General features: G+C 62.7%; 23 protein-coding genes. 16 read left to right on the top strand and 7 right to left on the bottom strand.

Annotation, left to right across the window (positions count from 1 at the left end; translation table 11 throughout):
- Positions 1 to 71 precede the first annotated feature (71 nt).
- Positions 72 to 644 carry a thiamine phosphate synthase gene (locus RBRH_RS08215; protein ID WP_013435705.1) on the bottom strand — a complete coding sequence of 191 codons (573 nt, stop codon included), beginning with the start codon at positions 642 to 644 and terminating at the stop codon, positions 72 to 74.
- Between RBRH_RS08215 and RBRH_RS08210 the strand changes: the two genes are divergently transcribed.
- The 5 genes from RBRH_RS08210 (at position 643) to ftsB (ending at position 5,714) form a co-directional block, all read left to right on the top strand.
- Complete coding sequence (locus RBRH_RS08210; RefSeq protein ID WP_049786402.1) at positions 643 to 978, top strand: hypothetical protein; 336 nt, start codon at positions 643 to 645, stop codon at positions 976 to 978. The two genes, RBRH_RS08215 and RBRH_RS08210, sit on opposite strands and share 2 nt — an antisense overlap.
- A 102-nt stretch (positions 979 to 1,080) precedes the next feature.
- A complete protein-coding gene (locus RBRH_RS08205) occupies positions 1,081 to 2,766 on the top strand; it encodes a CTP synthase (RefSeq protein WP_013435703.1) in 1,686 nt (561 codons plus the stop codon).
- An 18-nt stretch (positions 2,767 to 2,784) separates the two neighbouring features.
- The gene (gene kdsA / locus RBRH_RS08200) at positions 2,785 to 3,639 is read left to right on the top strand and encodes a 3-deoxy-8-phosphooctulonate synthase (protein ID WP_013435702.1); all 855 of its coding nucleotides are present in this window, start codon (positions 2,785 to 2,787) and stop codon (positions 3,637 to 3,639) included.
- 203 nt (positions 3,640 to 3,842) lie between these two features.
- A complete protein-coding gene (eno, locus tag RBRH_RS08195; protein ID WP_013435700.1) occupies positions 3,843 to 5,126 on the top strand; it encodes a phosphopyruvate hydratase in 1,284 nt (427 codons plus the stop codon).
- A gap of 129 nt (positions 5,127 to 5,255) precedes the next feature.
- Positions 5,256 to 5,714 carry a cell division protein FtsB gene (gene ftsB / locus RBRH_RS08190; protein ID WP_013435699.1) on the top strand — a complete coding sequence of 153 codons (459 nt, stop codon included), beginning with the start codon at positions 5,256 to 5,258 and terminating at the stop codon, positions 5,712 to 5,714.
- Positions 5,715 to 5,907: 193 nt separating this feature from the next.
- On the opposite strand, the gene RBRH_RS08185 is transcribed toward ftsB, so the two are convergent.
- The 3 genes from RBRH_RS08185 to RBRH_RS08175 all read right to left on the bottom strand — a co-directional run bounded on the left by RBRH_RS08185 (position 5,908) and on the right by RBRH_RS08175 (position 7,906).
- The gene (locus tag RBRH_RS08185) at positions 5,908 to 6,279 is read right to left on the bottom strand and encodes a hypothetical protein (RefSeq protein WP_041754344.1); all 372 of its coding nucleotides are present in this window, start codon (positions 6,277 to 6,279) and stop codon (positions 5,908 to 5,910) included.
- 83 nt (positions 6,280 to 6,362) lie between these two features.
- Complete coding sequence (gene hslO, locus RBRH_RS08180; protein ID WP_013435697.1) at positions 6,363 to 7,316, bottom strand: Hsp33 family molecular chaperone HslO; 954 nt, start codon at positions 7,314 to 7,316, stop codon at positions 6,363 to 6,365.
- A 65-nt stretch (positions 7,317 to 7,381) separates the two neighbouring features.
- Positions 7,382 to 7,906, bottom strand: a complete 525-nt coding sequence (locus tag RBRH_RS08175) for a gamma carbonic anhydrase family protein (RefSeq protein WP_013435696.1) — start codon at positions 7,904 to 7,906, stop codon at positions 7,382 to 7,384.
- A gap of 206 nt (positions 7,907 to 8,112) precedes the next feature.
- On the opposite strand from RBRH_RS08175, the gene RBRH_RS08170 reads away from it, so the two are divergent.
- From RBRH_RS08170 to RBRH_RS08125, 10 genes are all read left to right on the top strand, one after another.
- Positions 8,113 to 8,940: a ferritin-like domain-containing protein gene (locus RBRH_RS08170; protein WP_013435695.1), complete on the top strand. Its 828-nt coding sequence runs from the start codon at positions 8,113 to 8,115 to the stop codon at positions 8,938 to 8,940.
- Positions 8,941 to 9,218: 278 nt separating this feature from the next.
- Positions 9,219 to 10,103 (top strand): alpha/beta fold hydrolase, encoded by an 885-nt coding sequence (locus tag RBRH_RS08165; RefSeq protein ID WP_013435694.1) that lies wholly within the window; start codon positions 9,219 to 9,221, stop codon positions 10,101 to 10,103.
- 88 nt (positions 10,104 to 10,191) lie between these two features.
- On the top strand, positions 10,192 to 11,022 hold the full coding sequence (locus RBRH_RS08160) for a 3',5'-nucleoside bisphosphate phosphatase (protein ID WP_013435693.1): 831 nt from the start codon (positions 10,192 to 10,194) through the stop codon (positions 11,020 to 11,022).
- A 7-nt stretch (positions 11,023 to 11,029) separates the two neighbouring features.
- A complete protein-coding gene (locus tag RBRH_RS08155) occupies positions 11,030 to 11,659 on the top strand; it encodes an L-threonylcarbamoyladenylate synthase (protein WP_013435692.1) in 630 nt (209 codons plus the stop codon).
- Between the two features lie 72 nt (positions 11,660 to 11,731).
- The gene (locus tag RBRH_RS08150; protein WP_041754343.1) at positions 11,732 to 12,400 is read left to right on the top strand and encodes a site-2 protease family protein; all 669 of its coding nucleotides are present in this window, start codon (positions 11,732 to 11,734) and stop codon (positions 12,398 to 12,400) included.
- A gap of 52 nt (positions 12,401 to 12,452) precedes the next feature.
- Positions 12,453 to 13,655, top strand: a complete 1,203-nt coding sequence (locus RBRH_RS08145; protein ID WP_041753675.1) for a tryptophan--tRNA ligase — start codon at positions 12,453 to 12,455, stop codon at positions 13,653 to 13,655.
- A complete protein-coding gene (locus RBRH_RS08140; protein WP_013435689.1) occupies positions 13,655 to 14,275 on the top strand; it encodes a class I SAM-dependent methyltransferase in 621 nt (206 codons plus the stop codon). The genes RBRH_RS08145 and RBRH_RS08140 overlap by 1 nt, the downstream gene beginning before the upstream one ends.
- Positions 14,276 to 14,298: 23 nt before the next feature.
- Complete coding sequence (gene dapA / locus RBRH_RS08135; protein ID WP_013435688.1) at positions 14,299 to 15,201, top strand: 4-hydroxy-tetrahydrodipicolinate synthase; 903 nt, start codon at positions 14,299 to 14,301, stop codon at positions 15,199 to 15,201.
- Positions 15,202 to 15,266: 65 nt separating this feature from the next.
- The gene (gene bamC / locus RBRH_RS08130) at positions 15,267 to 16,409 is read left to right on the top strand and encodes an outer membrane protein assembly factor BamC (RefSeq protein WP_041754342.1); all 1,143 of its coding nucleotides are present in this window, start codon (positions 15,267 to 15,269) and stop codon (positions 16,407 to 16,409) included.
- Positions 16,410 to 16,446: 37 nt separating this feature from the next.
- Positions 16,447 to 17,223 carry an MBL fold metallo-hydrolase gene (locus RBRH_RS08125; RefSeq protein ID WP_013435686.1) on the top strand — a complete coding sequence of 259 codons (777 nt, stop codon included), beginning with the start codon at positions 16,447 to 16,449 and terminating at the stop codon, positions 17,221 to 17,223.
- A 151-nt stretch (positions 17,224 to 17,374) separates the two neighbouring features.
- Here RBRH_RS08125 and RBRH_RS08120 read toward each other — a convergent pair whose 3' ends face one another.
- Genes RBRH_RS08120 through RBRH_RS08110 form a run of 3 tightly spaced genes read right to left on the bottom strand, consistent with a single transcriptional unit; the run spans position 17,375 to position 20,359 of the window.
- Positions 17,375 to 18,520, bottom strand: a complete 1,146-nt coding sequence (locus tag RBRH_RS08120) for an acyl-CoA dehydrogenase family protein (protein ID WP_013435685.1) — start codon at positions 18,518 to 18,520, stop codon at positions 17,375 to 17,377.
- On the bottom strand, positions 18,504 to 20,108 hold the full coding sequence (locus RBRH_RS08115; RefSeq protein WP_013435684.1) for an amino acid adenylation domain-containing protein: 1,605 nt from the start codon (positions 20,106 to 20,108) through the stop codon (positions 18,504 to 18,506). The genes RBRH_RS08120 and RBRH_RS08115 overlap by 17 nt, the downstream gene beginning before the upstream one ends.
- Positions 20,105 to 20,359 carry an acyl carrier protein gene (locus tag RBRH_RS08110; protein WP_157864401.1) on the bottom strand — a complete coding sequence of 85 codons (255 nt, stop codon included), beginning with the start codon at positions 20,357 to 20,359 and terminating at the stop codon, positions 20,105 to 20,107. Before RBRH_RS08110 ends, RBRH_RS08115 begins: the two co-directional genes overlap by 4 nt.
- Before the next feature lie 27 nt (positions 20,360 to 20,386).
- Here RBRH_RS08110 and RBRH_RS18930 point away from each other — a divergent pair, with 27 nt between their 5' ends.
- Positions 20,387 to 20,791: a hypothetical protein gene (locus RBRH_RS18930; protein ID WP_157864400.1), complete on the top strand. Its 405-nt coding sequence runs from the start codon at positions 20,387 to 20,389 to the stop codon at positions 20,789 to 20,791.
- Positions 20,792 to 20,965: the final 174 nt, after the last annotated feature.

Raw genomic sequence — 20,965 nt, 5'->3', positions numbered from 1 at the left:
AGGCCCGCCGATCTGCGTGGCACGGGGTGCGTCGCTCACCAAGGCTGCCCAAGGCTACCCATGGCGGGCAATCAAGACTTCCAAAAGCAGCGAATGCCTGCGATGCCGTACGCTCCGTGTCGTTCGGCATGAGGCAGTGCATCAGCTGGGAGGCCGCCCAATGCGTAGACGGGTAACGTGGCCCGCGAGGCCAGCGCGAGAAAGCCATCCCATCCCAGCGGCTCGACGTCGGGATGGCTGGCGGTTCGCAGCACGGGCGAGAGTGTGACGAAATCCGCCCCAATGGACTGCGCCTTTTCGAGTTCCGCCATCGTGTGGCACGACGCAGCCACCAGTTTGGTTGTCGGCAGTGGACGTTCGTCGCACGCCATCAGACTTTGGCTGTCCAGGTGCAGCCCATCGACGTTGTGCCGTGCACTGCGCGGGGCGTGGGCGTTCAATAGCAGAAGGGCATGATGTTGCTGGCACAGGTCCATCGCTTTCTCGGCCAAACGCATGTAATGAATGGCATTCAATTTCTTTGAGCGAAGCTGGACCAGTTCAATGCCCGAGTCCAGCGTTCGCTTCAACTGTTCGAGAAATAGCGCGGGAGGGTCGGCGTCAGAGGGATCCGGCGTGATGAGATATCGTTTGGGTAAGCGCATGGGGGCAAAAGCATCGAAGGCTGCGGGCTATTTACGGTTTTTTCTCAGATTAGCAGAACTGGGGGGCACCCGACTCGGGATTCCGCCGCTCGGTCCCGGTGGCGCCCGCGCACCGGCGCTCAACCGGGAAATGGAATATCGGATCTATCGTAGGCTGCGCTGTACTCTTAGTGCACGCCTCGCGCATGGCGCGCCGGTGCCGCTCGTTTTCTTGGTCGGCACGCATTCCGGCCAGGAGCAGCAGGTCAGGCTCGATGCGACACGGCGCATCGTGGTTCCCCCTTTTGACTGGATCGACGGCTCGCCTTGGTTTCCCCCTGGAGCGGCCGCCTGATACCGCTCGCGCGATCCGGCGCCTGCTGCACAACCTGGCGCGGGGCGCTTAGAAAAAGCCGGGCTTTCGAGTATAATCCGGCTTTCCCGCGAGCATCCAGCGATGACCCAATATGTATTTGTCACCGGCGGTGTAGTGTCCTCCTTGGGCAAGGGCATTGCCGCCGCCTCCCTCGCCGCGATCCTCGAGTCGCGCGGTCTCAAAGTCACTCTACTGAAGCTCGATCCCTACATCAACGTTGATCCCGGCACGATGAGCCCGTTCCAGCACGGCGAAGTGTTCGTGACTGAGGACGGCGCTGAGACGGATCTGGATTTGGGCCACTACGAGCGCTTCATCAGCACGAAGATGCGCCGTGCTAACAACTTCACGACGGGCCAGATCTACGAGTCGGTGATTCGCAAGGAGCGCCGCGGCGAGTACCTTGGCAAGACGGTCCAGGTCATTCCTCATATCACGAACGAGATCCAGGCGTTCATCGAGCGTGGCGCCGCGTCGGCGACATGCGGCGAGCCGGACGTGGCGATCGTCGAGATCGGCGGCACGGTCGGCGACATCGAATCGCTGCCGTTCCTAGAGGCAGCCCGGCAGATGAGCTTGCGGCTCGGGCGCCACAGCGCGTGCTTCGTGCACCTGACGCTGGTGCCGTTCATCGCGACGGCCGGCGAACTGAAAACCAAGCCGACGCAGCACAGCGTGCAGAAGTTGCGGGAAATTGGTATCTCGCCGCACGTGCTGCTGTGTCGTGCCGATCGCCGGATTCCGGATGACGAGCGCGCTAAGATCTCGATGTTCTCGAACGTGCCGCAGGATGCGGTGATCTCTGTGTGGGATGTGGACAGCATTTACAAGATCCCGCAGATGTTGCACGACCAGGGCCTGGACGAGATCATCTGCGACGAGTTGAAGCTTGCGCCCAATCCGGCCGATCTGACGCTGTGGTCGGATCTGGTGCACCGGCTCGAGCACCCAGAGCACGAGGTCACGATCGGCATGGTCGGCAAGTATGTCGAACTCACCGAATCGTACAAATCGTTGATCGAGGCGCTGCGCCATGCGTCTTTGCATACGCTCACGCGTGTGAACATCGAGTACATCGACTCGGAGCAGATCGAGACGGAGGGCGCCAGTAGCCTCGCTCATCTGGACGCGATCTTGGTGCCGGGCGGTTTCGGCCGGCGTGGCACGGAAGGCAAGATCAAGGCGATCCGCTACGCGCGTGAGGCAAAGGTGCCGTACCTGGGAATCTGCCTGGGCATGCAACTGGCGGTGATTGAGTTCGCGCGTCATGTCGCAAACCTGCAGCAGGCCGATAGCACCGAGTTCGATCCGTCAACGCCGAATCCGGTCGTCGCGCTGATCACTGAATGGTACGACCGCGATGGCACCGTCGAAAAGCGCAGTGAATCGTCGGACCTGGGTGGCACGATGCGGCTGGGCGCACAACGCTGTCCCGTCAAGCCGGGTACGCGCGCCGAGCAAATTTACGGCAGCGATGTTAACGAGCGGCATCGGCATCGCTACGAGGTCAACAATCATTTCGTGCCGGCGCTCGAAGCCGGCGGGATGATCATCAGCGCGCGCACGCCGACAGAGGACCTGCCAGAGATGATGGAGTTGCGCGAGGACCTGCATCCATGGTTCGTCGGCTGCCAGTTCCATCCCGAGTTCACCTCGACGCCGCGCGATGGCCATCCGCTGTTCAAAGCCTACGTGCAGGCTGCGCTCGTGCATCGCCAACAACGCGAGCATGGCGAGAAGGTAGCAGCCGCGCTGCGTGCCCATTAACGCGGGCCGGGAGCAAACATGAAACTATGCGATTTCGAGGTCGGCCTGGATAAGCCGTTCTTCCTGATTGCCGGCACCTGCGTGGTCGAGTCCGAGCAGATGGCGCTCGACACCGCCGGCCAGCTCGGCGAGATCTGCGGCGCGCTGCGCATCCCGTTCATTTACAAGTCGTCGTACGATAAGGCTAATCGCAGTTCGGATAAGTCGTTTCGCGGACTTGGCATGGATGCGGGCCTGCGTATCCTTAGCGAGGTGCGTCGCCAGATCGGCGTGCCGGTGTTGACCGACGTGCACGCCAAGGAGGAGATCGACGCGGTCGCATCGGTCGTTGACGTGCTACAGACGCCGGCATTCCTGTGCCGGCAGACCGATTTCATTCACGCGTGTGCCCGTTCGGGCAAGCCCGTCAATATCAAGAAAGGGCAATTTCTGGCGCCGCACGACATGAAGAACGTGATCGACAAGGCGCGTTCGGCAGCCAGCGAAGCCGGACTGTCGGCGGACCGCTTCCTCGCTTGTGAGCGCGGCGCGTCGTTCGGCTACAACAATCTGGTCTCTGACATGCGTTCGCTTGCGATCATGCGCGAGACCGGTGCCCCGGTCGTGTTCGACGCGACCCATTCGGTGCAGTTGCCTGGCGGCCAAGGCACCCAGTCCGGCGGCCAGCGCGAGTTCGTGCCGGTGCTGGCGCGTGCCGCGGTCGCGGTCGGCGTGGCGGGACTGTTCATGGAGACGCATCCGAATCCCGCGCAGGCGAAATCCGATGGCCCGAACGCGGTCCCGTTGCAGCGGATGCGCGCATTGCTGGAAACGCTGGTGACGCTTGATCGCGCGGTGAAATCCACGCCGCTGCTCGAGAACGATTTCAACTGAGCCACGCGTATTGGGACAGGTCGGAGGCGTTGCAAATGAACCTTGTCATGGCTCGGCGCGTCTGATCGGCAAGTCCGTCCTGCCGGAGCGCGGCGCGTGGCACGCCGGTGGGCGGCATCGGGCGGCGACGCCGACCGGCGCGGACCACAGCCCCGTGGACTTCAGCGTAGTCGAAACCGATTCATCTCTCCTTTGAGGACATCATGAGTGCTATCGTAGACATCATCGGGCGCGAGATTCTCGATTCGCGCGGCAATCCGACCGTCGAATGCGACGTATTGCTCGAATCGGGCACGATGGGTCGCGCAGCGGTGCCGTCCGGTGCATCGACGGGATCGCGCGAGGCGATCGAGCTGCGCGACGGCGAAGCGGGCCGCTACAGCGGCAAGGGGGTGCTCAAGGCGGTCGAGCACGTGAACACCGAGATCTCCGAGGCGATCATGGGCCTGGACGCGTCCGAGCAGGCGTTCCTGGACAAGACGCTGCTGGAGCTGGATGGCACCGACAATAAGTCGCGCATCGGCGCGAACGCAATGCTCGCTGTATCGATGGCGGTCGCGAAGGCCGCTGCCGAGGAGGCCGGCTTGCCGCTGTACCGCTACTTCGGCGGTTCCGGTGCGATGCAATTGCCGGTGCCGATGATGAATATCGTGAATGGCGGGGCGCACGCGAATAACAGCCTGGATATTCAGGAATTCATGATCGTGCCGGCGAGCCAGCCGACCTTTCGCGAGGCGCTGCGCTGCGGCGCCGAGGTGTTCCATGCGTTGAAAAAGATTTTGTCGGACCGTGGCATGAGCACCGCGGTTGGCGACGAAGGCGGCTTTGCGCCGAACTTCGGCAGCAACGACGAATGCCTGTCAACAATCCTTCAGGCGATCGAGAAGGCCGGTTATCGCGCTGGCGAAGACGTGCTGCTCGCGCTGGACTGCGCGGCCAGCGAGTTTTACCACGACGGTAAGTATCAACTGGCCGGTGAGGGCCTGCAGTTGTCGTCGTCCGAGTTCACGGACTATCTTGCGACGTTGGCCGACAAATTCCCGATCGTGTCGATCGAGGACGGCATGCATGAGAGCGACTGGGACGGCTGGAAGCTGCTGACTGATCGGCTCGGCAAAAAGGTCCAACTGGTCGGCGACGACCTGTTCGTGACCAACACACGGATCCTGAAGGAAGGCATCGAGAAGGGCATCGCGAACTCGATCCTGATCAAGATCAACCAGATTGGCACGCTGACCGAGACGTTCGCGGCGATCGAGATGGCCAAGCGGGCCAGCTATACCGCCGTCGTGTCGCACCGCTCCGGCGAAACCGAGGACTCGACGATTGCCGACATCGCTGTCGGTCTAAACGCCGGCCAGATCAAGACCGGCTCGCTGTCGCGCAGCGACCGGATCGCTAAGTACAATCAGCTGCTGCGCATCGAAGAGGATCTGGGCGACATCGCGAGCTACCCTGGACGCTCCGCGTTCTACAACCTGCGCTGATGCAACAGGCTGGGCCGCGTGGCGACGCGGCCGGCGGCCCAATAAGGGCCTTGTGACACGCGTGGCCGCCGCTCCCGGATCCGGGGCGGCGGCTTTGTTCAACCCACGCTTGCCCGGCGGCAGCTTGTTATGCGGCTCGTTACCGTTGTCTTGATCGGATTGATCGTGCTGATCCAGTTTCCGTTGTGGTGGGGCCACGGCGGCTGGCTGCACGTGCACGAGCTGCAGCAGCAACTTGCGGCGCAGCAGAAGAAAAACAATGACTTGAAGCTGCGCAATGAGCGGATCGCCGGAGAAGTGCAGGACTTGCAAGCCGGGACCGCTGCGGTCGAGGAGCGGGCGCGCTACGAGATGGGGATGATCAAGGACAGCGAGGTGTTTGTGCAGTTCGTGTCGCCGAATGCCTCGACGGTGTCCGCGACGGCTGCGCCGTCGATCCTGTCCACGCGTGGCCAGGTGTCGGCCCAACCAATGCGCGTGGTACCGAATCCCGAGCCGCGCATAAAGACGAAGGCCAGCCGGGCCGCGAAGGACACGGCTGCGCGACGTGCCGACAGCGCAGGGGGACGGCATGATCCCGGCCATTGATCCAGCGGTGATGTCAAGGTCCGGCGGTGATGTCAGGATCCAACGGTGATGTGAGGATCCGGCGGTGATGTGGGGCTCCAGTGGTAATGTGGAGATCCAGCGTTGCTCGTAATCCGGCGGTAACGCCGGGCATCGCTTGTGTGCCAGCACTGGTGTGCGCCGGCATGGGTCGCGGCGAGCCCGATCAGCAGTATCACCAGCCCAGATAGTACCCCGGATAGCCCCATCCGCTGCCGACACCCCAGCCGGGTCCCCAACGTCCGCGGTAGTATCCGCCATACACCGGCGTGACCGCGTATGGATACCGGGACCACGCGCGCGCGAGCGCGTCGGCCTGCATGGCCGCGTCCTGCTCGCGCAACACTTGGCGACCGATTTCGTCATAGCGCCGTTTTTCTGCTGGAGTCAACGGCGTCGGTGGGGTGCGGGGCGACTCCGGCAACTGGCTCAGCACGGTGTGTGGGGTGGGCGGGTAACTGACGGCGCAGCCGCCGAGCAGCAGCGCCGACGCGGCGGCGAGCGCACCAAACGCCGCCACGGCGGCGCGAGGGGAATACCTGTTCATATCGATCTCCGTCGGCTGCGTCATGCTGTGCTCGCCATGCGCGATGGCTTGCGCCGGTCGCTTTTCCTGCATCGGCCCGCCGTTTAATGCCGCTGTTGGCTCGGCGCGGCCGCGACGTTCAATGAGCGTTCATTGCCGTGGAAAAGTTGCGTGGCGTCAACCGCGTCGAATTCATAGCGCTGGTTGCAGAACTCGCAATGTACTTCCACATGGCCTTGCTCGATCAGAATGCTGTCGATCTCGTCACGTCCGAGCATTTGCAGCATCCCGCCGACCTTTTCGCGCGAGCAGGTGCAGGCGAAACGCGTCGGCGCGGGGTCGAAGCGGCTGACGTTCTCTTGCCAGAATAATCGCCGCATCAGCGTATCCGGGTCGGCCGTGAGCATCTCGTCGGCCTTCAGCGTCGAGCCGAGGTGGCAGACCCGGTCCCACGTGTCGGCGTCAGTCTGCACCGCACGCGGCACGATCCCGCCGTCGCCGGGCAATTTCTGTAACAGCATCCCAACCGCGCGCCGTTCGTCGGCCGCCAGCCACAACCGCGTGTCGAGCTGCTCCGAGTGGCGCATATAGTGCTCGAGCACCTGCGCGACGCTGTCCAGCGGGCCATCGTGCGCGTTGCTCAAGGGCACGATACCCTGATACGGCTGCTGGCCGGGAAGCTTTTCGTGCGGATCCAGCGTGATGACGCAGCGCCCACGACCGGTTGCGTTGACCAACTCGGTCAGCGACGCAGTGTCGCTCAATGTGTCACACTCGCTGCCAAGCTTGGCCGTCGCCCGCATCGACAAATCGGAGCGGCACTGCACGACTAGCATCTTGACCGGCCCGTCGCCCAGGATCTGCATGACTAGCGTGCCGTCGAACTTGATGTTGGCCGACAGCAGCGCAGCGGCGGCCATCATTTCGCCAAGTAACGTACGCACCGGCGCCGGATAGGCACGACGCAGGAGGATTTCCTGCCACGTCTTCTCCAGCGTGACGACTTTGCCACGCACTGGCGCGGCCTCGAACATGAATTTTTGCAACTGGTCTGTCACGACTGACTTCCTTGACTACGACAAATGGATTGCGGCGCGGCGCTGGGCTTGCCCGGTGGTCCGGATCAGCCGATGCGCACCAGGTTTTCCTTGAACAGCTGGCGCCGCTCGATGTAACTGCGTGCGTTCCTTTGCAGACTCTGAATCTCGTCATCGCTGAGCGGGCGCACCACGCGCGCTGGCGCGCCGAGAATCAGCGAATTGTCCGGAAATGTCTTGCCCTCGGTGACCACCGCGCCGGCGCCCACTAGGCAATTGCAGCCGATTACAGCGCCGTTCATCACCACGGCCTGGATGCCGATCAACGTGTTGTCATGGATTGTGCATCCGTGCAACATCGCCTGGTGTCCGATCGATACGTTCTTGCCGATGGTCAATGCAAAGCCCGGATCCGTATGCATCACCACGCCGTCCTGCACGTTACTGCCGGCGCCGACCGTCAACGGTTCGTTGTCGCCGCGCAGCACCGCCGAGAACCACACACTGGTGTTTTCGGCGAGCACGACCTGGCCGATCACCGTTGCGCTGTCGGCGACGAATGCGGATTCATGGATCGTTGGCGCATCCTCGCCGAGCTTGTAGATCGCCACATTGTCTCCTTATCGAAGTCCGGCCCCGCCGGCCAGATAGCCCGTGACCAGATAGTCCGTGACGCGCGAGCGCGCCGGTAAAATGCATGCCACGGGACATTGCCCAAAACGATATTGTACCGGCGCGTCAGCGGCTGCGTCCGGGCTGCGCGCAGCCCGTTACCGCAGTTGCCGTCCTAGCGCCGCCAGCATGAGGAAGCATCAACATGGTCGAGTCACTCGTTCAGTCGTGCTTGCGGCAGCGCGCGCTGGAGGCGCTCCTGCTCACCGATCCGCGAGACAAGGTCGATGCGGTGACCGCGCTTGGCGCGCACTGGCGCTCGGGCAGCGGCGTCATCGATGCGAGTCGGGTGCTCGGCGAGCCGCCGGGCGTGCCGGGGCGCCCGGCGCGTCCACGGCGCGTCGCGCCCGAGCGCCTGGAGCGGCGCAGCATGCATACGGAGCAGGGACGAGCGGCGCTGCTGCACGCGCTGGCGCATATCGAGTTCAACGCGATCAATCTCGCACTCGATGCGATCTGGCGATTTCCGGGGTTGCCCGATGCGTTCTATCGCGACTGGCTGAGCGTGGCCGAAGAGGAAGCGTATCACTTCACACTGTTGTCCGATCATCTGGGCACGCTCGGGTATGTGTACGGGGACTTTCCGGCGCACGACGGGTTGTGGGAGATGGCCGAGCGCACGCGTGCGGATGTGCTCGCGCGTATCGCATTGGTGCCGCGCACGCTGGAGGCACGCGGACTCGATGCGTCGCCGCCGATTCGCCGCAAGCTTGAGCAGGCCGGCGATCTGGCCGCCGCGCGCATCCTTGATGTGATTCTGCGCGACGAGATTGGGCATGTGCGAATCGGCAACCATTGGTTCCGTTGGTTGTGCGAGCGCGCCGGCATCGCGCCGCTGTCCACTTACGCCCGGCTTGCGAGCGAGTATCGCGCGCCGCGGCTGAAGGGCCCGTTCAACGTCGATGCGCGTCGCGCGGCGGGCTTTGACGACGCGGAGCTTGCCGCGCTGAACCATCCGGACGCGCTTTTGTGACATGAGCAGAGCCGGCGCGATGACCCGATCCGGCGAGCCGAGTCAAGCCGAGATGAGCGGAGCTGAGTCGGGCTGAGCCGAGATGAGCCGAGATGAGCCGAGATGAGCCGAGATGAGCCGAGATGAGCCGAGATGAGCCGGGCCCGACCCGAGCCCGAGCCGACGAGCCGACCGGGGACGGAACGGGACAGTATGACGCCACGTAAGTCAGCATCGCTGATGCGCCACAGCGTGGACGCCGCTATAATCGAACGATCATTCGCTTTTTAGGCGGTCAGATGGATGCTTCAACCTCCGAGTTCTTCACGGTGCGCGGCGTGAAGCTGCATGTGCGTTGCTGGGGCCCGGATGATGCGCCGATGTTGTTCATGCTGCACGGCTGGATGGACGTATCGGCCTCGTTCCAGTTTGTCGTCGACGCGCTAGGCGGGAACTGGCGCGTGATCGCGCCCGACGCACGAGGATTCGGATTATCGGATTGGCCCGTGCAGCAACACGGCGGGGGACATTATGGATTCCACGATTACCTGGCGGATCTCGATGCGTTGCTGGATCGGTACGCGCCTGAGCGGCCGGTGAACTTGGTCGGCCATAGCATGGGAGCGAACCTGGCTTGCCTGTACGCCGGCGTGCGACCGCACCGGGTGCGTCGCGTCGTGGACCTGGAAGGGTTCGGCCTGCCGGCGTCCAATCCCGCCCATGCCGGCGCGCGTATCGAGCACTGGCTCGATGACTTGCGCCAGCCGCCCACGTTGAAAACCTATGCGTCATTAGACGAGGTGGCGGCACGGCTGACCCAGACTAACCCGCGCCTGGCGCCGTCGCGTGCCGCGTTCCTGGCGACACACTGGTCGCGCCAGCGTGCGCACGGGCGCTTCGAGTTGCTGGCGGATCCCGCGCACAAGCTGCGCGGGCCGTTGCTGTATCACCTCGACGAGGTGATGGCGGTGTGGGCGCGCGTGAGCGCGAAGGTGTTGCATGTCGAGGCTGTCGATTCGCCGACATTACACGCGCTGGCCGGCGATGTGCCGATCCCGGCGTTCAAGGCGCGGTTCCGGGCGTTCAAGCACTGGCAGCAGAAGACCATCGCGGACGCGGGCCATATGCTGCATCATGACCAGCCGGAGCAGGTGGCGGCGTTGATCGACGCGTTTTGTGCTTGATCCGTCACGGCGCTGCACCATGGCGCGCGGCGGCGCGGACCGCTGCGCCGCGCTTGCAGTAGAATGGTCGGACCTGCCGTGAACGACCATGAATGCTGATCTCCATTGCCACTCGACCCTTTCAGACGGACGCCTGTCGCCCGCCGACGTTGCGCGCCGCGCGGCCGACGGCGGCGTGCAGTTGTGGGCGCTGACCGACCACGACGAGGTGCGCGGCCTCGCGCAGGCGCGCGCAGCTGCCGCGGCGTTGCAGATGCGCTATGTGACCGGCGTCGAAATTTCGGTGACGTGGGCCTCGCGTACCATCCACGTGGTGGGGCTGGGCATCGATGAAGGCCACCGCGCGCTGGTCGATGGGCTGGCGGCGACGCGCAGTGGCCGGCAGGCAAGGGCGGTCGAGATCGGCCGGCGGCTCGCCGAGGTCGGCATCGATCATGCGTATGAAGGCGCGCTGCGCTATGTATCGAATCCGGACTTGATCTCGCGCACGCACTTTGCGCGTTTTCTCGTCGACGCAGGTTATGCGGTGTCCACCGCCGACGTGTTCGCTCGCTACCTTGTGCAGAACAAGCCAGGGTATGTGCCACACCGCTGGGCTACGCTCGAGGATGCAATGGGATGGATTCTCGGCGCGGGCGGCGTGGCAGTGCTTGCGCATCCGGGACGCTACAAGTACACGTCGTTGGAGTTGGACACGTTGCTCTCGACATTCAAGCAACTCGGCGGCGAGGCAATCGAGGTGGTGACCGGCAGCCATACGCCGGACCAGTACCGCGAATATGCGCAAGTGGCGCGGCGCTTCGGCTTGCAGGCCTCGCGCGGCTCCGATTTCCATGCGCCCGGCGACGGCGCAACTGAGCTGGGTAGCTTGCCGCCGTTGCCGTCGGATCTGACGCCGGTGTGGACTCGCTGGCTCTGACCGATCCATGTCCCAATACTTCCGCATCCACCCGGACAACCCGCAACCGAGGCTGATTAAACAGGCCGCGCAGATCATCGACGGTGGCGGCGTCGTCGCGTTGCCGACCGATTCGAGCTATGCGCTTGCCTGCCATCTCGACGACAAGGCCGCCGTCGAGCAGTTGCGACGCATCCGCGGCCTTAACGAGCGCCGGCATTTGTCGCTGATGGTACGTGACCTGTCCGAATTGGCAACGTTCGCGATGGTAGACAACCGGCAGTATCGGTTGATCAAGGCCGTCACGCCGGGCCCCTATGTGTTCATCCTGCAGGCGACCAAGGAAGTGCCGCGGCGCCTGTCGCATCCGTCGCGTAAGACCATCGGGCTGCGCGTGCCGGATCACGCGATCACACTTGCGCTGCTCGAAGCGCTTGGGCAGCCGGTGATCGCGTCAACGTTGATCTTGCCTGGCGACGATGAGCCGCTGAACGAGCCCGAAGCGATCCGCGCGCAGCTGGAAAAACAACTCGATCTCGTGATTGACGGGGGCGCGTGCGCGGCCGAGCCGTCAACCGTAATCGACTTGAGCGGAGATGCGCCAGTGCTCGTGCGGGTCGGCCGTGGCCCGTTGGAGCCCTTCGGGCTCGCGCCGTGAGTTCTGGCCGGCGCAGCGTGCGGCATGTCGCGTGCGCGCGGCTGGCCATCGGCGCCTTGTTACAATAGCGCGATGGACTCTCTCGTACAGACAATCTTGGTCAGCGCGTTGCCGCTGCTCTTCGCGATCACGTTGCATGAAGCGGCGCATGGCATCGTCGCCCGCCGCTTTGGCGACAATACGGCGTATCTAATGGGGCGTATCTCGCTTAATCCGATGCGTCACATCGATCCGATGGGCACGATTGTGATCCCGCTGATTATGTTATTTGCAACCAGCGGTGCGTTTATCTTCGGCTATGCGAAACCGGTGCCGGTCGACTTCGGCCGCTTGCGTAATCCTCGCTGGGACAGCCTCTGGGTCGCACTCGCGGGTCCCGCGTGCAACCTATTGCAAGCGTTCGTGTGGGCCTGTATTGCGATCGGACTGCGCGGCCTTGACGTCGAAGAGCCGTTTTTTGTGCGTATGGCGTCAGCGGGTGTCGCGGTGAACCTCGTGCTAGGCGCGCTGAACCTGTTTCCGCTGCTGCCGCTCGATGGGGGCCGTGTACTCACCGCGCTATTGCCGGTGCGCGCCGCGTACCGCTTCGCGAAGATCGAGCCCTACGGCTTTTTCATCGTGATGGCGCTAGTGATGACACGCGTGCTCGATACATTGTGGCTGCGTCCGCTGGTGACCGTGGGCTACGAAGTCGTGTTCGGCATATTGCGTCCTATCGTTTCTTTGTTCAGCCACGTCTGAGCGGGCATTGGCTAGGCTCCGACGATTTCCTCACATTCGACCTTTCGATACCATGTTCCCCGACCGTATCTTCTCCGGCATGCGCCCGACCGGCTCGCTGCACCTTGGCCATTACCATGGCGTGCTGAAGAACTGGATCAAGCTGCAATCCGAGTATCCGTGCTTTTTCAGTGTGGTCGATCTGCATGCGCTAACGACGCACTATGAAACACCGGATGTGATTGAGAACAACGTGTGGGAAGTGCTGATCGACTGGCTCGCGTCCGGCATTGATCCGGCGCAGGCCACGCTGTTCATACAGAGCCGCGTGCAGGAGCACGCGGAGTTGTCGCTGCTGCTGGGCATGAGCACGCCGCTTGGCTGGCTCGAGCGGGTGCCGACCTACAGGGAGCAGATCGAGAAACTGCGCGATAAGGATCTAGGCACGTACGGTTTTCTCGGCTATCCGGTGCTGATGGCCGCGGACATCCTGCTGTACCGCGCGTCGCTGGTGCCAGTGGGCGAGGACCAGGTGCCGCACGTGGAAATGACGCGCGAGATCGCACGCCGCTTCAACTACTTGTATGGTCGCGAGCCGGGCTTCGAGGACAAGGCCAACGAGGCAGCGCGAAAACTCGGCGGCAAGCGCTCCAAGCTGTACCATGAGTTGCGCAATGCTTATCAGCAGGAGGGCGACGAAGAGGCGCTGGAGCAGGCGCGCGCGCTGCTGCAGGAGTCGCAAAGCCTGTCGCTGAGTGACCGCGAACGGCTGTTCGGCTATCTCGAAGGCTCGCGCAAGATCATTTTGGTAGAGCCGCAGGTGCTGCTGACCGAGGCATCGCGGATGCCGGGGCTCGATGGGCAGAAGATGTCCAAATCGTACGGCAATACGATTGGGCTGAGAGAAGACAAGGTGTCGATCGAGAAAAAGGTCCGCACGATGCCGACCGACCCGGCGCGCGTGCGCCGCAGCGATCCGGGCGATCCGGACAAATGCCCGGTATGGCAGCTGCACCAGGTCTATACAGATCAACCGACGCACGAATGGGTGCAGCGCGGTTGCCGCAGCGCCGGGATCGGCTGCTTGGAGTGCAAGCAGCCAGTGATCGACGGCATCCTGCGCGAGCAGCAGCCGATGCTCGAGCGGGCACAGAAGTACATGGATGATCCGTCACTGCTGCGCGCGATCGTCGCGCACGGCTGCGACAAGGCGCGCAAACTCGCTCATGAGACGATGCGCGATGTGCGCGAGGCCATGGGGCTGTCGTACAGCTGATGGCGATCGCTGTTGCCTCCGAGTGGGTCCGCCGATGGACCCATCTGGTGCCGCGCGATGGCACCGTGCTCGACGTGGCGTGCGGCCGCGGCCGGCATGTGCGCTGGTTTGCCCAGCGCGGCCATCCGGTCGTCGCGTTGGATCGCGATGCGCAGGCGTTGGCCGCGCTGGCCGAATGGCCGACGGTGCGCATCGTGCATGCCGACTTGGAGCCGGATGAGGATAGCGCGGCATGGCCCTTCGAGGCGCACCAGCGCTTCGCGGCTGTCGTCGTCACGCAGTATCTGCACCGGCCGCTGTTCGATGACCTGACCGACGCGCTGGCGTCGGGCGGCGTGCTGCTGTACGAGACGTTCGCGCAGGGCCACGAAACGCTGGGGCGGCCCTCGAACCCGCGCTTCCTGTTACGCGCGGGCGAGCTGCTGGAGGTAGCGCGGCACGCCGCGTTGCGCGTCGTTGCGTTCGAGGACGGCTTTATTGCCGGGCCTAAGCCCGCGTTCGTGCAGCGGCTGTGTGCCGTTCGAGAAAGCCGCGGTGACGTGCGCAGCCGTAAAACGGGGGCACATGATGGGCCAGCGAGATACGATTTGCCGGACCAATCCGCTACAATCTCAGTTTAACGATTGATTTTTCAGACAGTTTCATGAGCCAAGCAATGCAAGCCACACCGATTGGCGGCAGCATCCCGGCGATTGTCACGCCGATGTTGGATGACGGGGCGTTGGACCTTCCGGCGCTGCGCGCGCTGATCGACTGGCATATCGAAGAAGGCAGCGATGCGCTGGTCGTGGTCGGCACGAGCGGCGAGTCGGCGACAGTATCGGTCGAGGAGCATGTGTTGCTGGTCAAGACGGCGGTCGAGCAAGCGGCGCGTCGCATCCCGATTATCGCCGGCGCGGGCGGCAACTCGACTGCCGAAGCGATCGAGTTGACCCGGGCGGCCAAGGAGGTCGGCGCTGACGCGTCGCTGCAGGTCGTGCCGTACTACAACAAGCCGACACAGGAAGGGATGTACCGGCATTTCAGAGCGATCGCTGAGGCAGTTGACCTGCCGGTGTTTCTGTACAATGTGCCGGGCCGTACCGTCGCCGACATCAGCAACGAGACGATCCTGCGGCTCGCTCAGGTGCCAGGCATTGCGGGCGTGAAGGATGCGACTGGCAATATCGATCGCGCGGCGCATCTGATCAAGGCAGCACCGGCCGATTTCTCGATTTTCAGCGGCGACGATCCGACCGCGATCGCGTTGATGCTGCTGGGTGGACACGGCAATATCTCGGTCACGGCCAACGTGGCGCCGCGCGCGATGAGTGCGCTGTGCCGCGCCGCGATCGCCGGTGATGCGAAGAGCGCGCGGGCCATCCACCTGAAGCTGTTGTCGTTGCACAAGCACCTGTTCGCCGAGTCGAACCCGATCCCGGTCAAATGGGCATTGCAGCAGATGGGCAAAATCCGCGGCGGCATCCGCCTGCCGCTGACACCGCTGGCCGATCACCATCATGAAACGGTACGCGCCGCGCTGCGCGACGCGGAGTTGACCGATTGACCGCGCCCTGCCGAGACGACTGCATGGCCGGGCCAGCAGGCACCATTCGCATCACGAAGGATTTCATGAAACGTTTCGATTTCTCCGCGCGCGGGTTGCGCGTGACAGTATGGGCGGTTGCTGCGTTGTCGCTGGCAGGTTGTGACACGCTCAATGACGTGCTCGCGCCGGATCGCGTCGACTACAAGGGCGCGACTTCCGCGCCGCGGCTCGAGGTGCCGGCGGATCTGAAGACTGCGCCGCTGGATCAGCGTTATGTCGCTCCGTCCACGACCGCGGGCCTGGGCGGGCAGCCGACGCGGGCCGCGACGCCGGCCGGCAATACGACCGAGGGCGTGCCTACCGCGCAGGATCCCTATGGGATGCACATGGAGCAGGATGGCACGCGCCGCTGGCTGGTGGTCAACGGGCGCACGCCGGACGAGTTGTGGCCGCAGCTCAAGGCGTTCTGGGCGCAGAGCGGCTTCGTGCTGAAGACGGATTCGCCGGCAACGGGAATCATCGAGACGGACTGGGCCGAGAACCGCGCAAAGATCCCGGGCGACTGGTTCCGCAATTCGATGGGCAAGCTGTTGGACTTCGTGTACTCGTCGGGCACGCGCGATCGCTTTCGCATGCTGGTCGAGCGCAATGCGAACAGCAACGCCACCGTGATCACCATATCGCACACCGCGAGGGAGGAAGTGCTGACCGGACGGGACAAGACGTCGTCGCGCTGGGTCGAGCGGCCGCGTGATCCGAAGCTGGAGGCGGCGATCTATGCGCAACTGATGCAGCAGTTCGGGCTGACCGACAAGCAAGCCCAGCAGTTGCTCGACGGCGCGCGGCACACCGGCCCGAAGGTGGAGGTGGCGATCGGCAGCGCAGGCGCATCGACGATCGACTTGGCCGAGTCGTTTGACCGCGCGTGGTTGCGCGTCGGCCTGGCGCTCGATCGCACGAACTTTGCCGTCGATAACCGCGATCGTGAGCGCGGCATCTATTACGTCCGTTTCAATGATCCTGTGCAGGAGATTAAGCGAGAGGGACTGCTTGGCAGGTTGATCTATGGTGGCAAGCCGAATGTCATCGGCAAGGAGTACCTGGTCAACATCCGCCCAAAGGGCGACGGCGCCACGCAGGTTGCGGTGATCGACTCGAGTGGCCAACTCGATACGTCCAGCGATGCGCAGCGGCTGGTGGCGGCCTTGCATCAGCAGCTAAATTGAGCTTATCCGGATTGCAACCTGCTGATCGGGTGATACCGTGCGTTTTGCGAGCTTAGGCAGCGGCAGCGACGGCAACTCGCTGCTTGTCGAGGCGCAAGACGGCACCACGACGACCCGCGTGCTGCTCGATTGCGGGTTTTCCGCGCGCGAACTTGAGCGGCGGCTCGCCCGCTTAGACGTCACGCTTGATGCGTTGCACGCGATCGTGATCACGCATGAGCACGCCGACCACATCGGCAGTGCGCTGGCCGTTGCCCGGCGGGCGTCGATTCCGCTCTACATGAGCTGGGGCACGGCACAGGCGGTCGGCGCAGACGATGCGCGGGGTGTCGAATGGCGGGTGTTGTGGGGTGGGGAGCCGGTTGGCATCGGCGACTTGGAATGGCTGCCGTATACCGTGCCGCATGACGCGCGCGAGCCGCTGCAGTTCGTGTTCGGCGATGGTCAGCACCGCGTTGGCGTGCTGACTGACGTAGGCACGTCGACGCCGCACATTATCCAGATGCTGGATGGCTGCGACGGTTTGGTATTGGAATGTAACCACGACGTGCGCATGCTCGCGCAAAGCCGCTATCCACCCTCGCTGAAGGCCCGGGTCGGCGGCACGCACGGACACTTGAACAATGACGAGGCGGCGGCGATCCTGGCGGCGATCGACCGCTCGAAGCTACGCTGCATTGTCGCGGCCCACCTGTCGCAGCAGAATAATCTACCCGAACTTGCGCGAGATGCATTGGCGACGGTCCTCGGTGCGTCCTCGGCCGATGTGATTGTTGCGACACAAGAGGATGGATTCGGCTGGCAAGGGCTTTGAGTGCGGCGCGTGTGCTTCTGTTTGTCGTTATGTTCTGCTTGTTATCTCGATGTTTTCCTCGTCGATTCAGGGTTGTGCCGCGCAGTGCGCACAGCGACACGGGCTTGATTCGATCGCTACGCTGCGCTGGCGCATCGCTGTCTGTGTCCGTTCATAATCCCAGCTCGGTGGCAATGATGTTGCGCTGAATATCGGATGTTCCCGAATAGAGGAGGGATGCGATGGCGTCGCGCAGTCCTCTTTCAGTGGAGGTTTCAGCTAGGTAGCCTTGTGCGCCGTAAATGCGCAGTGCATCTATCGAAAACTTCGTGTACGCCTCGGAGACGAACAGCTTCGCACAGGCCGCTTCCAGTGTGGCATCCTTGCCCGCGTCCTTGAGCCGCCCTACCCGGTAGACGAGTTCGCACGCGGCATCGAGGTTGACTTTCATGTCGGCAAGGCGATGGGAGACGGCCTGATGCTTTCCAATGGGTTGGCCGAACTGGCGGCGGGTACGCGCATGGGTAATGCATGCTTCAAGGTGGCGGCGCATGGCGCCCAACGTGGTGGCAAGAATGCATCCCCGTTCGTATTCCATGGCACTTTCAAAGACCTTGACGCCTCGTCCTTCCCTTCCCAGTATTGCATCGGCCGGGACACGGCAGTCCTTAAGCGTGATTCGGCCCATCTGTGCGGTGCGCAGTCCCATCTTTTCCAACGGTGGGCTCAGCTCCAGGCCCGGGTTGGTCGTCTCGACCAGGAACGCGGTGACGCCAAGTGGACCGAGTGTGGGGTCGATGGTGGCGTAGACGACGCACAGATCCGCGATGGGGGCATTGGTGATATAGGTTTTCGAACCGTTAAGGACATAGCTGTCGCCGTCTCGTATAGCTTGGGTGCGCATGGAGAACACGTCCGAGCCTGCTTCGTCTTCCGTCGAGGCATTGGCACCGATCAACGAGCCATCCATCAAGCCTGGCAGAAAGCGCGAACGCTGGGTCGGTGTGCCGTGGATAGCTAGTGGCAGGGCAACGGTCCACAGGTGAGCATTGAGCGAGAACAGCAGTCCCAAGTCTTCGCTGCCGTACCCCAGGCCCTCCATGACCGCGAGCAGGTCGGACAGGGGCGCGCCCGCGCCCCCACGATCCTCGGGTAGGGCCATACTGAACAGGCCAAATTCTGCGCATCGGCGCCAACCGTCTCGATGGAAAATGCTGGCACGGTCGGAGGCTGCGATGTCTGTGCTGAGCTGATCGCGGGCAAAACGTGCGGCCTGCTCGCGCAGCGCGATTCGTCGTTCATCAAACTTGTTTGGCATCGCACTGACGCTCCAAAAGTTGATAGTGGGTCTTGCCCGTCGAAGTGCGGGGCAGATCAGGCAGGTAGCGGAATTGGTCGGGCACCATGTACCGTGCGAGTCGGTGGTAGCAGAATCGACTCAAATCTGTTGGGCAGAGTGGGGCATCGCGGGCCACGACAAATGCCGTGATGGTGGTGTTCCCGTCGGAACCGGAGCTGACCACCGCACAGGCGGTCAGTTCAGGGTGGGCGGCCAAGCATGATTCAATTTCATCCAACTCAATTCGGTATCCATGACGCTTAATCATACGATCAAGCCGTCCCAGGAAGAGGTAGCCTTCGGGCGAGGCGCGAACGATGTCCCCGGTGTTGTACCAGCGTTGGCCGTTGCGTTGAAAAAATCGCTGAGCCGTTTTCTCGGGAGCATTCCAATAGCCGGTCGCGACAGACGGTCCTGCGACGCATAACAGGCCGGCTTCACCGTCGGGTACCGGTTGTTGATGCTCATCCACGACGATCGTGTCGCAGTGGTCGCAGGGATGACCGATCGGCAACGGTTCAACGCGCTCTGCCGGTATGGGTGTGGGTACACGGTAAGCGGTGCACACGTTGGTCTCGGTGGGGCCGTACAGATTGTAGTAGGCTGGTTGGGGCCACAGCTGCAGCAACCTGCGCAACTTCGCGATGGGGAAAACTTCTCCGGCGAAGAGCACGAGCCGTAGCCGGTTCGGGGCAGGGTTGCGCGCCTTGTGCTGTTCGGCCAGCATACCTAGAATGGCCGGTGCCGAATACCAAACCGTAATCGCCCGGGTGGAGAGGAAGGTGGCGAGATGACGTGGGCTTGCAGCAAGGTCGGCGTCGATCAGGTGAATGCATGCGCCGTTCTTAATGGAGACATAGATGTCGAAGATCGACAGGTCGAAGTGCAAGGGGGCGTGGCTGGATACCTGGTCTTGTGCTGCTACATTAAAGGCAGCCGAGGCCCATTCGACGAAGCTCACCGCGTTGCGCTGGCTGATTGCGACTCCTTTCGGTACCCCGGAGGAGCCGGAGGTGTAAAGGATGTAGGCGAGCCGGTTCGCATCCGGCGGGTTGCGTGGGTAGTCGTGCTTCTCTCCGTGCAGCATGTCCAGCGTCTGCCAGTCCTCACGTGGGTCGTTCACCTCCTCGTGATGTGGCTGCATCACCACTATGCGTGGTTTAAGCTGGGGGGCGTGTTGTGTTAAATGTCGTGCTGACTCGGGATCGGTGAAGATGACCCGAACATCGCAATCGTCGAATAGGGTGGCGGCACGCGTGCTTGAGCTGCCCGCGTCTGTGGGCACATAGGCCGCGCCTAGCCGGAGTATGCCGAAGATGGCCGCGAGCGTGTGCGCGCTTTTGTGCATGAAAAGCCCGACACGATCCCCTGCAACGACCCCCTTGCGATGAAGAAAAACGGCGATCCTATCGGCCGCAGCGGAAAGTTCTGCATAGCTCAACGCGGATCCGTCGGAGTCGACGAGCGCACGAGCGCTCGGCTGTCGCGCCGTCGTGTCGTCTAAGTATTTGGCCAAGTCTGCCGATGGCTCGGACTGTCGTTCCCGCGTCACAATGTCGGCCGTCATTTTTCGATTTCCGATGATTTTTCATCCACATAGCACGCAATCTCACGAATCGTGGTGAAACGCGTCCTCGGGTCGCTGACCCCGACGATGAGGCCGAATTCGTCCTCCACAAACGAAACCAGGCGCATGGTGGCCAAAGATGAAAGGAGCCCCGACTCTTTTAGATTTAGATCGTCGGAAATATCTGAGTCGTTTCCTTTCAGGATAGTGTCGATCACAAAAGCACGGAGTTTCACCAAAGTGTCAGACATGGGCTTCTCCTTTAATGATAATGGCCGATGGATGCTCACAAACTCAAAAAATTTTGCCTCTTTGCTCCTGCGCTCGTTTTGCCTAAGCCTCTGGCAAGTCATGTAACGCTCTACCCACCTGATGATCTGGCAGTGACCGCGTTAAGCGCCGTAAAGGGGCATGGTGCGCAGTTCATATCGGACAATCACATAGCCAGTACGCTCATGCACCAATTGGTGCGCCTTGATACGACATTAGCAAGCGTGGTGCCCACTGGGACCATATTTCTAAATTTGGCCTATTTCTCGGCATGGACACCGCAAATGGTGGCCGCTCGCCGAATGGTGGCTGTTGCCCGCCTACATCCACTGGCACGGCCTGGTCGCTGGCACGGCCTGGTGTATCGCAATGCATACCAGTCGAGTTTCCACCAGCCTGCTTGCGGGAAGTGACGGGGAATTGGTGACCAGTTTCCATTCAATGCGCTTCCTGCCTGCAGACGCTGCTCGTTCAAGGGCGTGAATCACTGTAAACTCCAGCGCGGGATAACGACGCTGCTTGCCTATTGGCGGTAGTACGGTTATGCGGCGATATCAAAGTTCTAGAGTTGCCCGTTCAACCTTGCC

The sequence above is a fragment of the Mycetohabitans rhizoxinica HKI 454 genome (genome assembly GCF_000198775.1).
GTDB lineage: Bacteria > Pseudomonadota > Gammaproteobacteria > Burkholderiales > Burkholderiaceae > Mycetohabitans > Mycetohabitans rhizoxinica.
The sequence above is the reverse complement of the archived record's forward strand: the minus strand, read 5'-3'. Positions and strand labels throughout refer to the sequence as shown.

Bases quoted from the DNA above. Each gene is read 5' to 3' on its own strand.
- RBRH_RS08110 (WP_157864401.1), bottom strand. From the start codon at position 20,359: ATGTCTGACACTTTGGTGAAACTCCGTGCTTTTGTGATCGACACTATC.
- RBRH_RS08185 (WP_041754344.1), bottom strand. From the start codon at position 6,279: ATGAACAGGTATTCCCCTCGCGCCGCCGTGGCGGCGTTTGGTGCGCTC.
- RBRH_RS08170 (WP_013435695.1), top strand. From the start codon at position 8,113: ATGGTCGAGTCACTCGTTCAGTCGTGCTTGCGGCAGCGCGCGCTGGAG.
- RBRH_RS08145 (WP_041753675.1), top strand. From the start codon at position 12,453: ATGTTCCCCGACCGTATCTTCTCCGGCATGCGCCCGACCGGCTCGCTG.
- bamC (WP_041754342.1), top strand. From the start codon at position 15,267: ATGAAACGTTTCGATTTCTCCGCGCGCGGGTTGCGCGTGACAGTATGG.
- kdsA (WP_013435702.1), top strand. From the start codon at position 2,785: ATGAAACTATGCGATTTCGAGGTCGGCCTGGATAAGCCGTTCTTCCTG.
- RBRH_RS08150 (WP_041754343.1), top strand. From the start codon at position 11,732: ATGGACTCTCTCGTACAGACAATCTTGGTCAGCGCGTTGCCGCTGCTC.
- RBRH_RS18930 (WP_157864400.1), top strand. From the start codon at position 20,387: ATGGATGCTCACAAACTCAAAAAATTTTGCCTCTTTGCTCCTGCGCTC.
- RBRH_RS08160 (WP_013435693.1), top strand. From the start codon at position 10,192: ATGAATGCTGATCTCCATTGCCACTCGACCCTTTCAGACGGACGCCTG.
- RBRH_RS08205 (WP_013435703.1), top strand. From the start codon at position 1,081: ATGACCCAATATGTATTTGTCACCGGCGGTGTAGTGTCCTCCTTGGGC.
- RBRH_RS08120 (WP_013435685.1), bottom strand. From the start codon at position 18,520: ATGCCAAACAAGTTTGATGAACGACGAATCGCGCTGCGCGAGCAGGCC.
- RBRH_RS08215 (WP_013435705.1), bottom strand. From the start codon at position 644: ATGCGCTTACCCAAACGATATCTCATCACGCCGGATCCCTCTGACGCC.
- dapA (WP_013435688.1), top strand. From the start codon at position 14,299: ATGAGCCAAGCAATGCAAGCCACACCGATTGGCGGCAGCATCCCGGCG.
- RBRH_RS08140 (WP_013435689.1), top strand. From the start codon at position 13,655: ATGGCGATCGCTGTTGCCTCCGAGTGGGTCCGCCGATGGACCCATCTG.
- RBRH_RS08210 (WP_049786402.1), top strand. From the start codon at position 643: ATGGGGGCAAAAGCATCGAAGGCTGCGGGCTATTTACGGTTTTTTCTC.
- RBRH_RS08115 (WP_013435684.1), bottom strand. From the start codon at position 20,108: ATGACGGCCGACATTGTGACGCGGGAACGACAGTCCGAGCCATCGGCA.
- ftsB (WP_013435699.1), top strand. From the start codon at position 5,256: ATGCGGCTCGTTACCGTTGTCTTGATCGGATTGATCGTGCTGATCCAG.
- RBRH_RS08155 (WP_013435692.1), top strand. From the start codon at position 11,030: ATGTCCCAATACTTCCGCATCCACCCGGACAACCCGCAACCGAGGCTG.
- RBRH_RS08165 (WP_013435694.1), top strand. From the start codon at position 9,219: ATGGATGCTTCAACCTCCGAGTTCTTCACGGTGCGCGGCGTGAAGCTG.
- eno (WP_013435700.1), top strand. From the start codon at position 3,843: ATGAGTGCTATCGTAGACATCATCGGGCGCGAGATTCTCGATTCGCGC.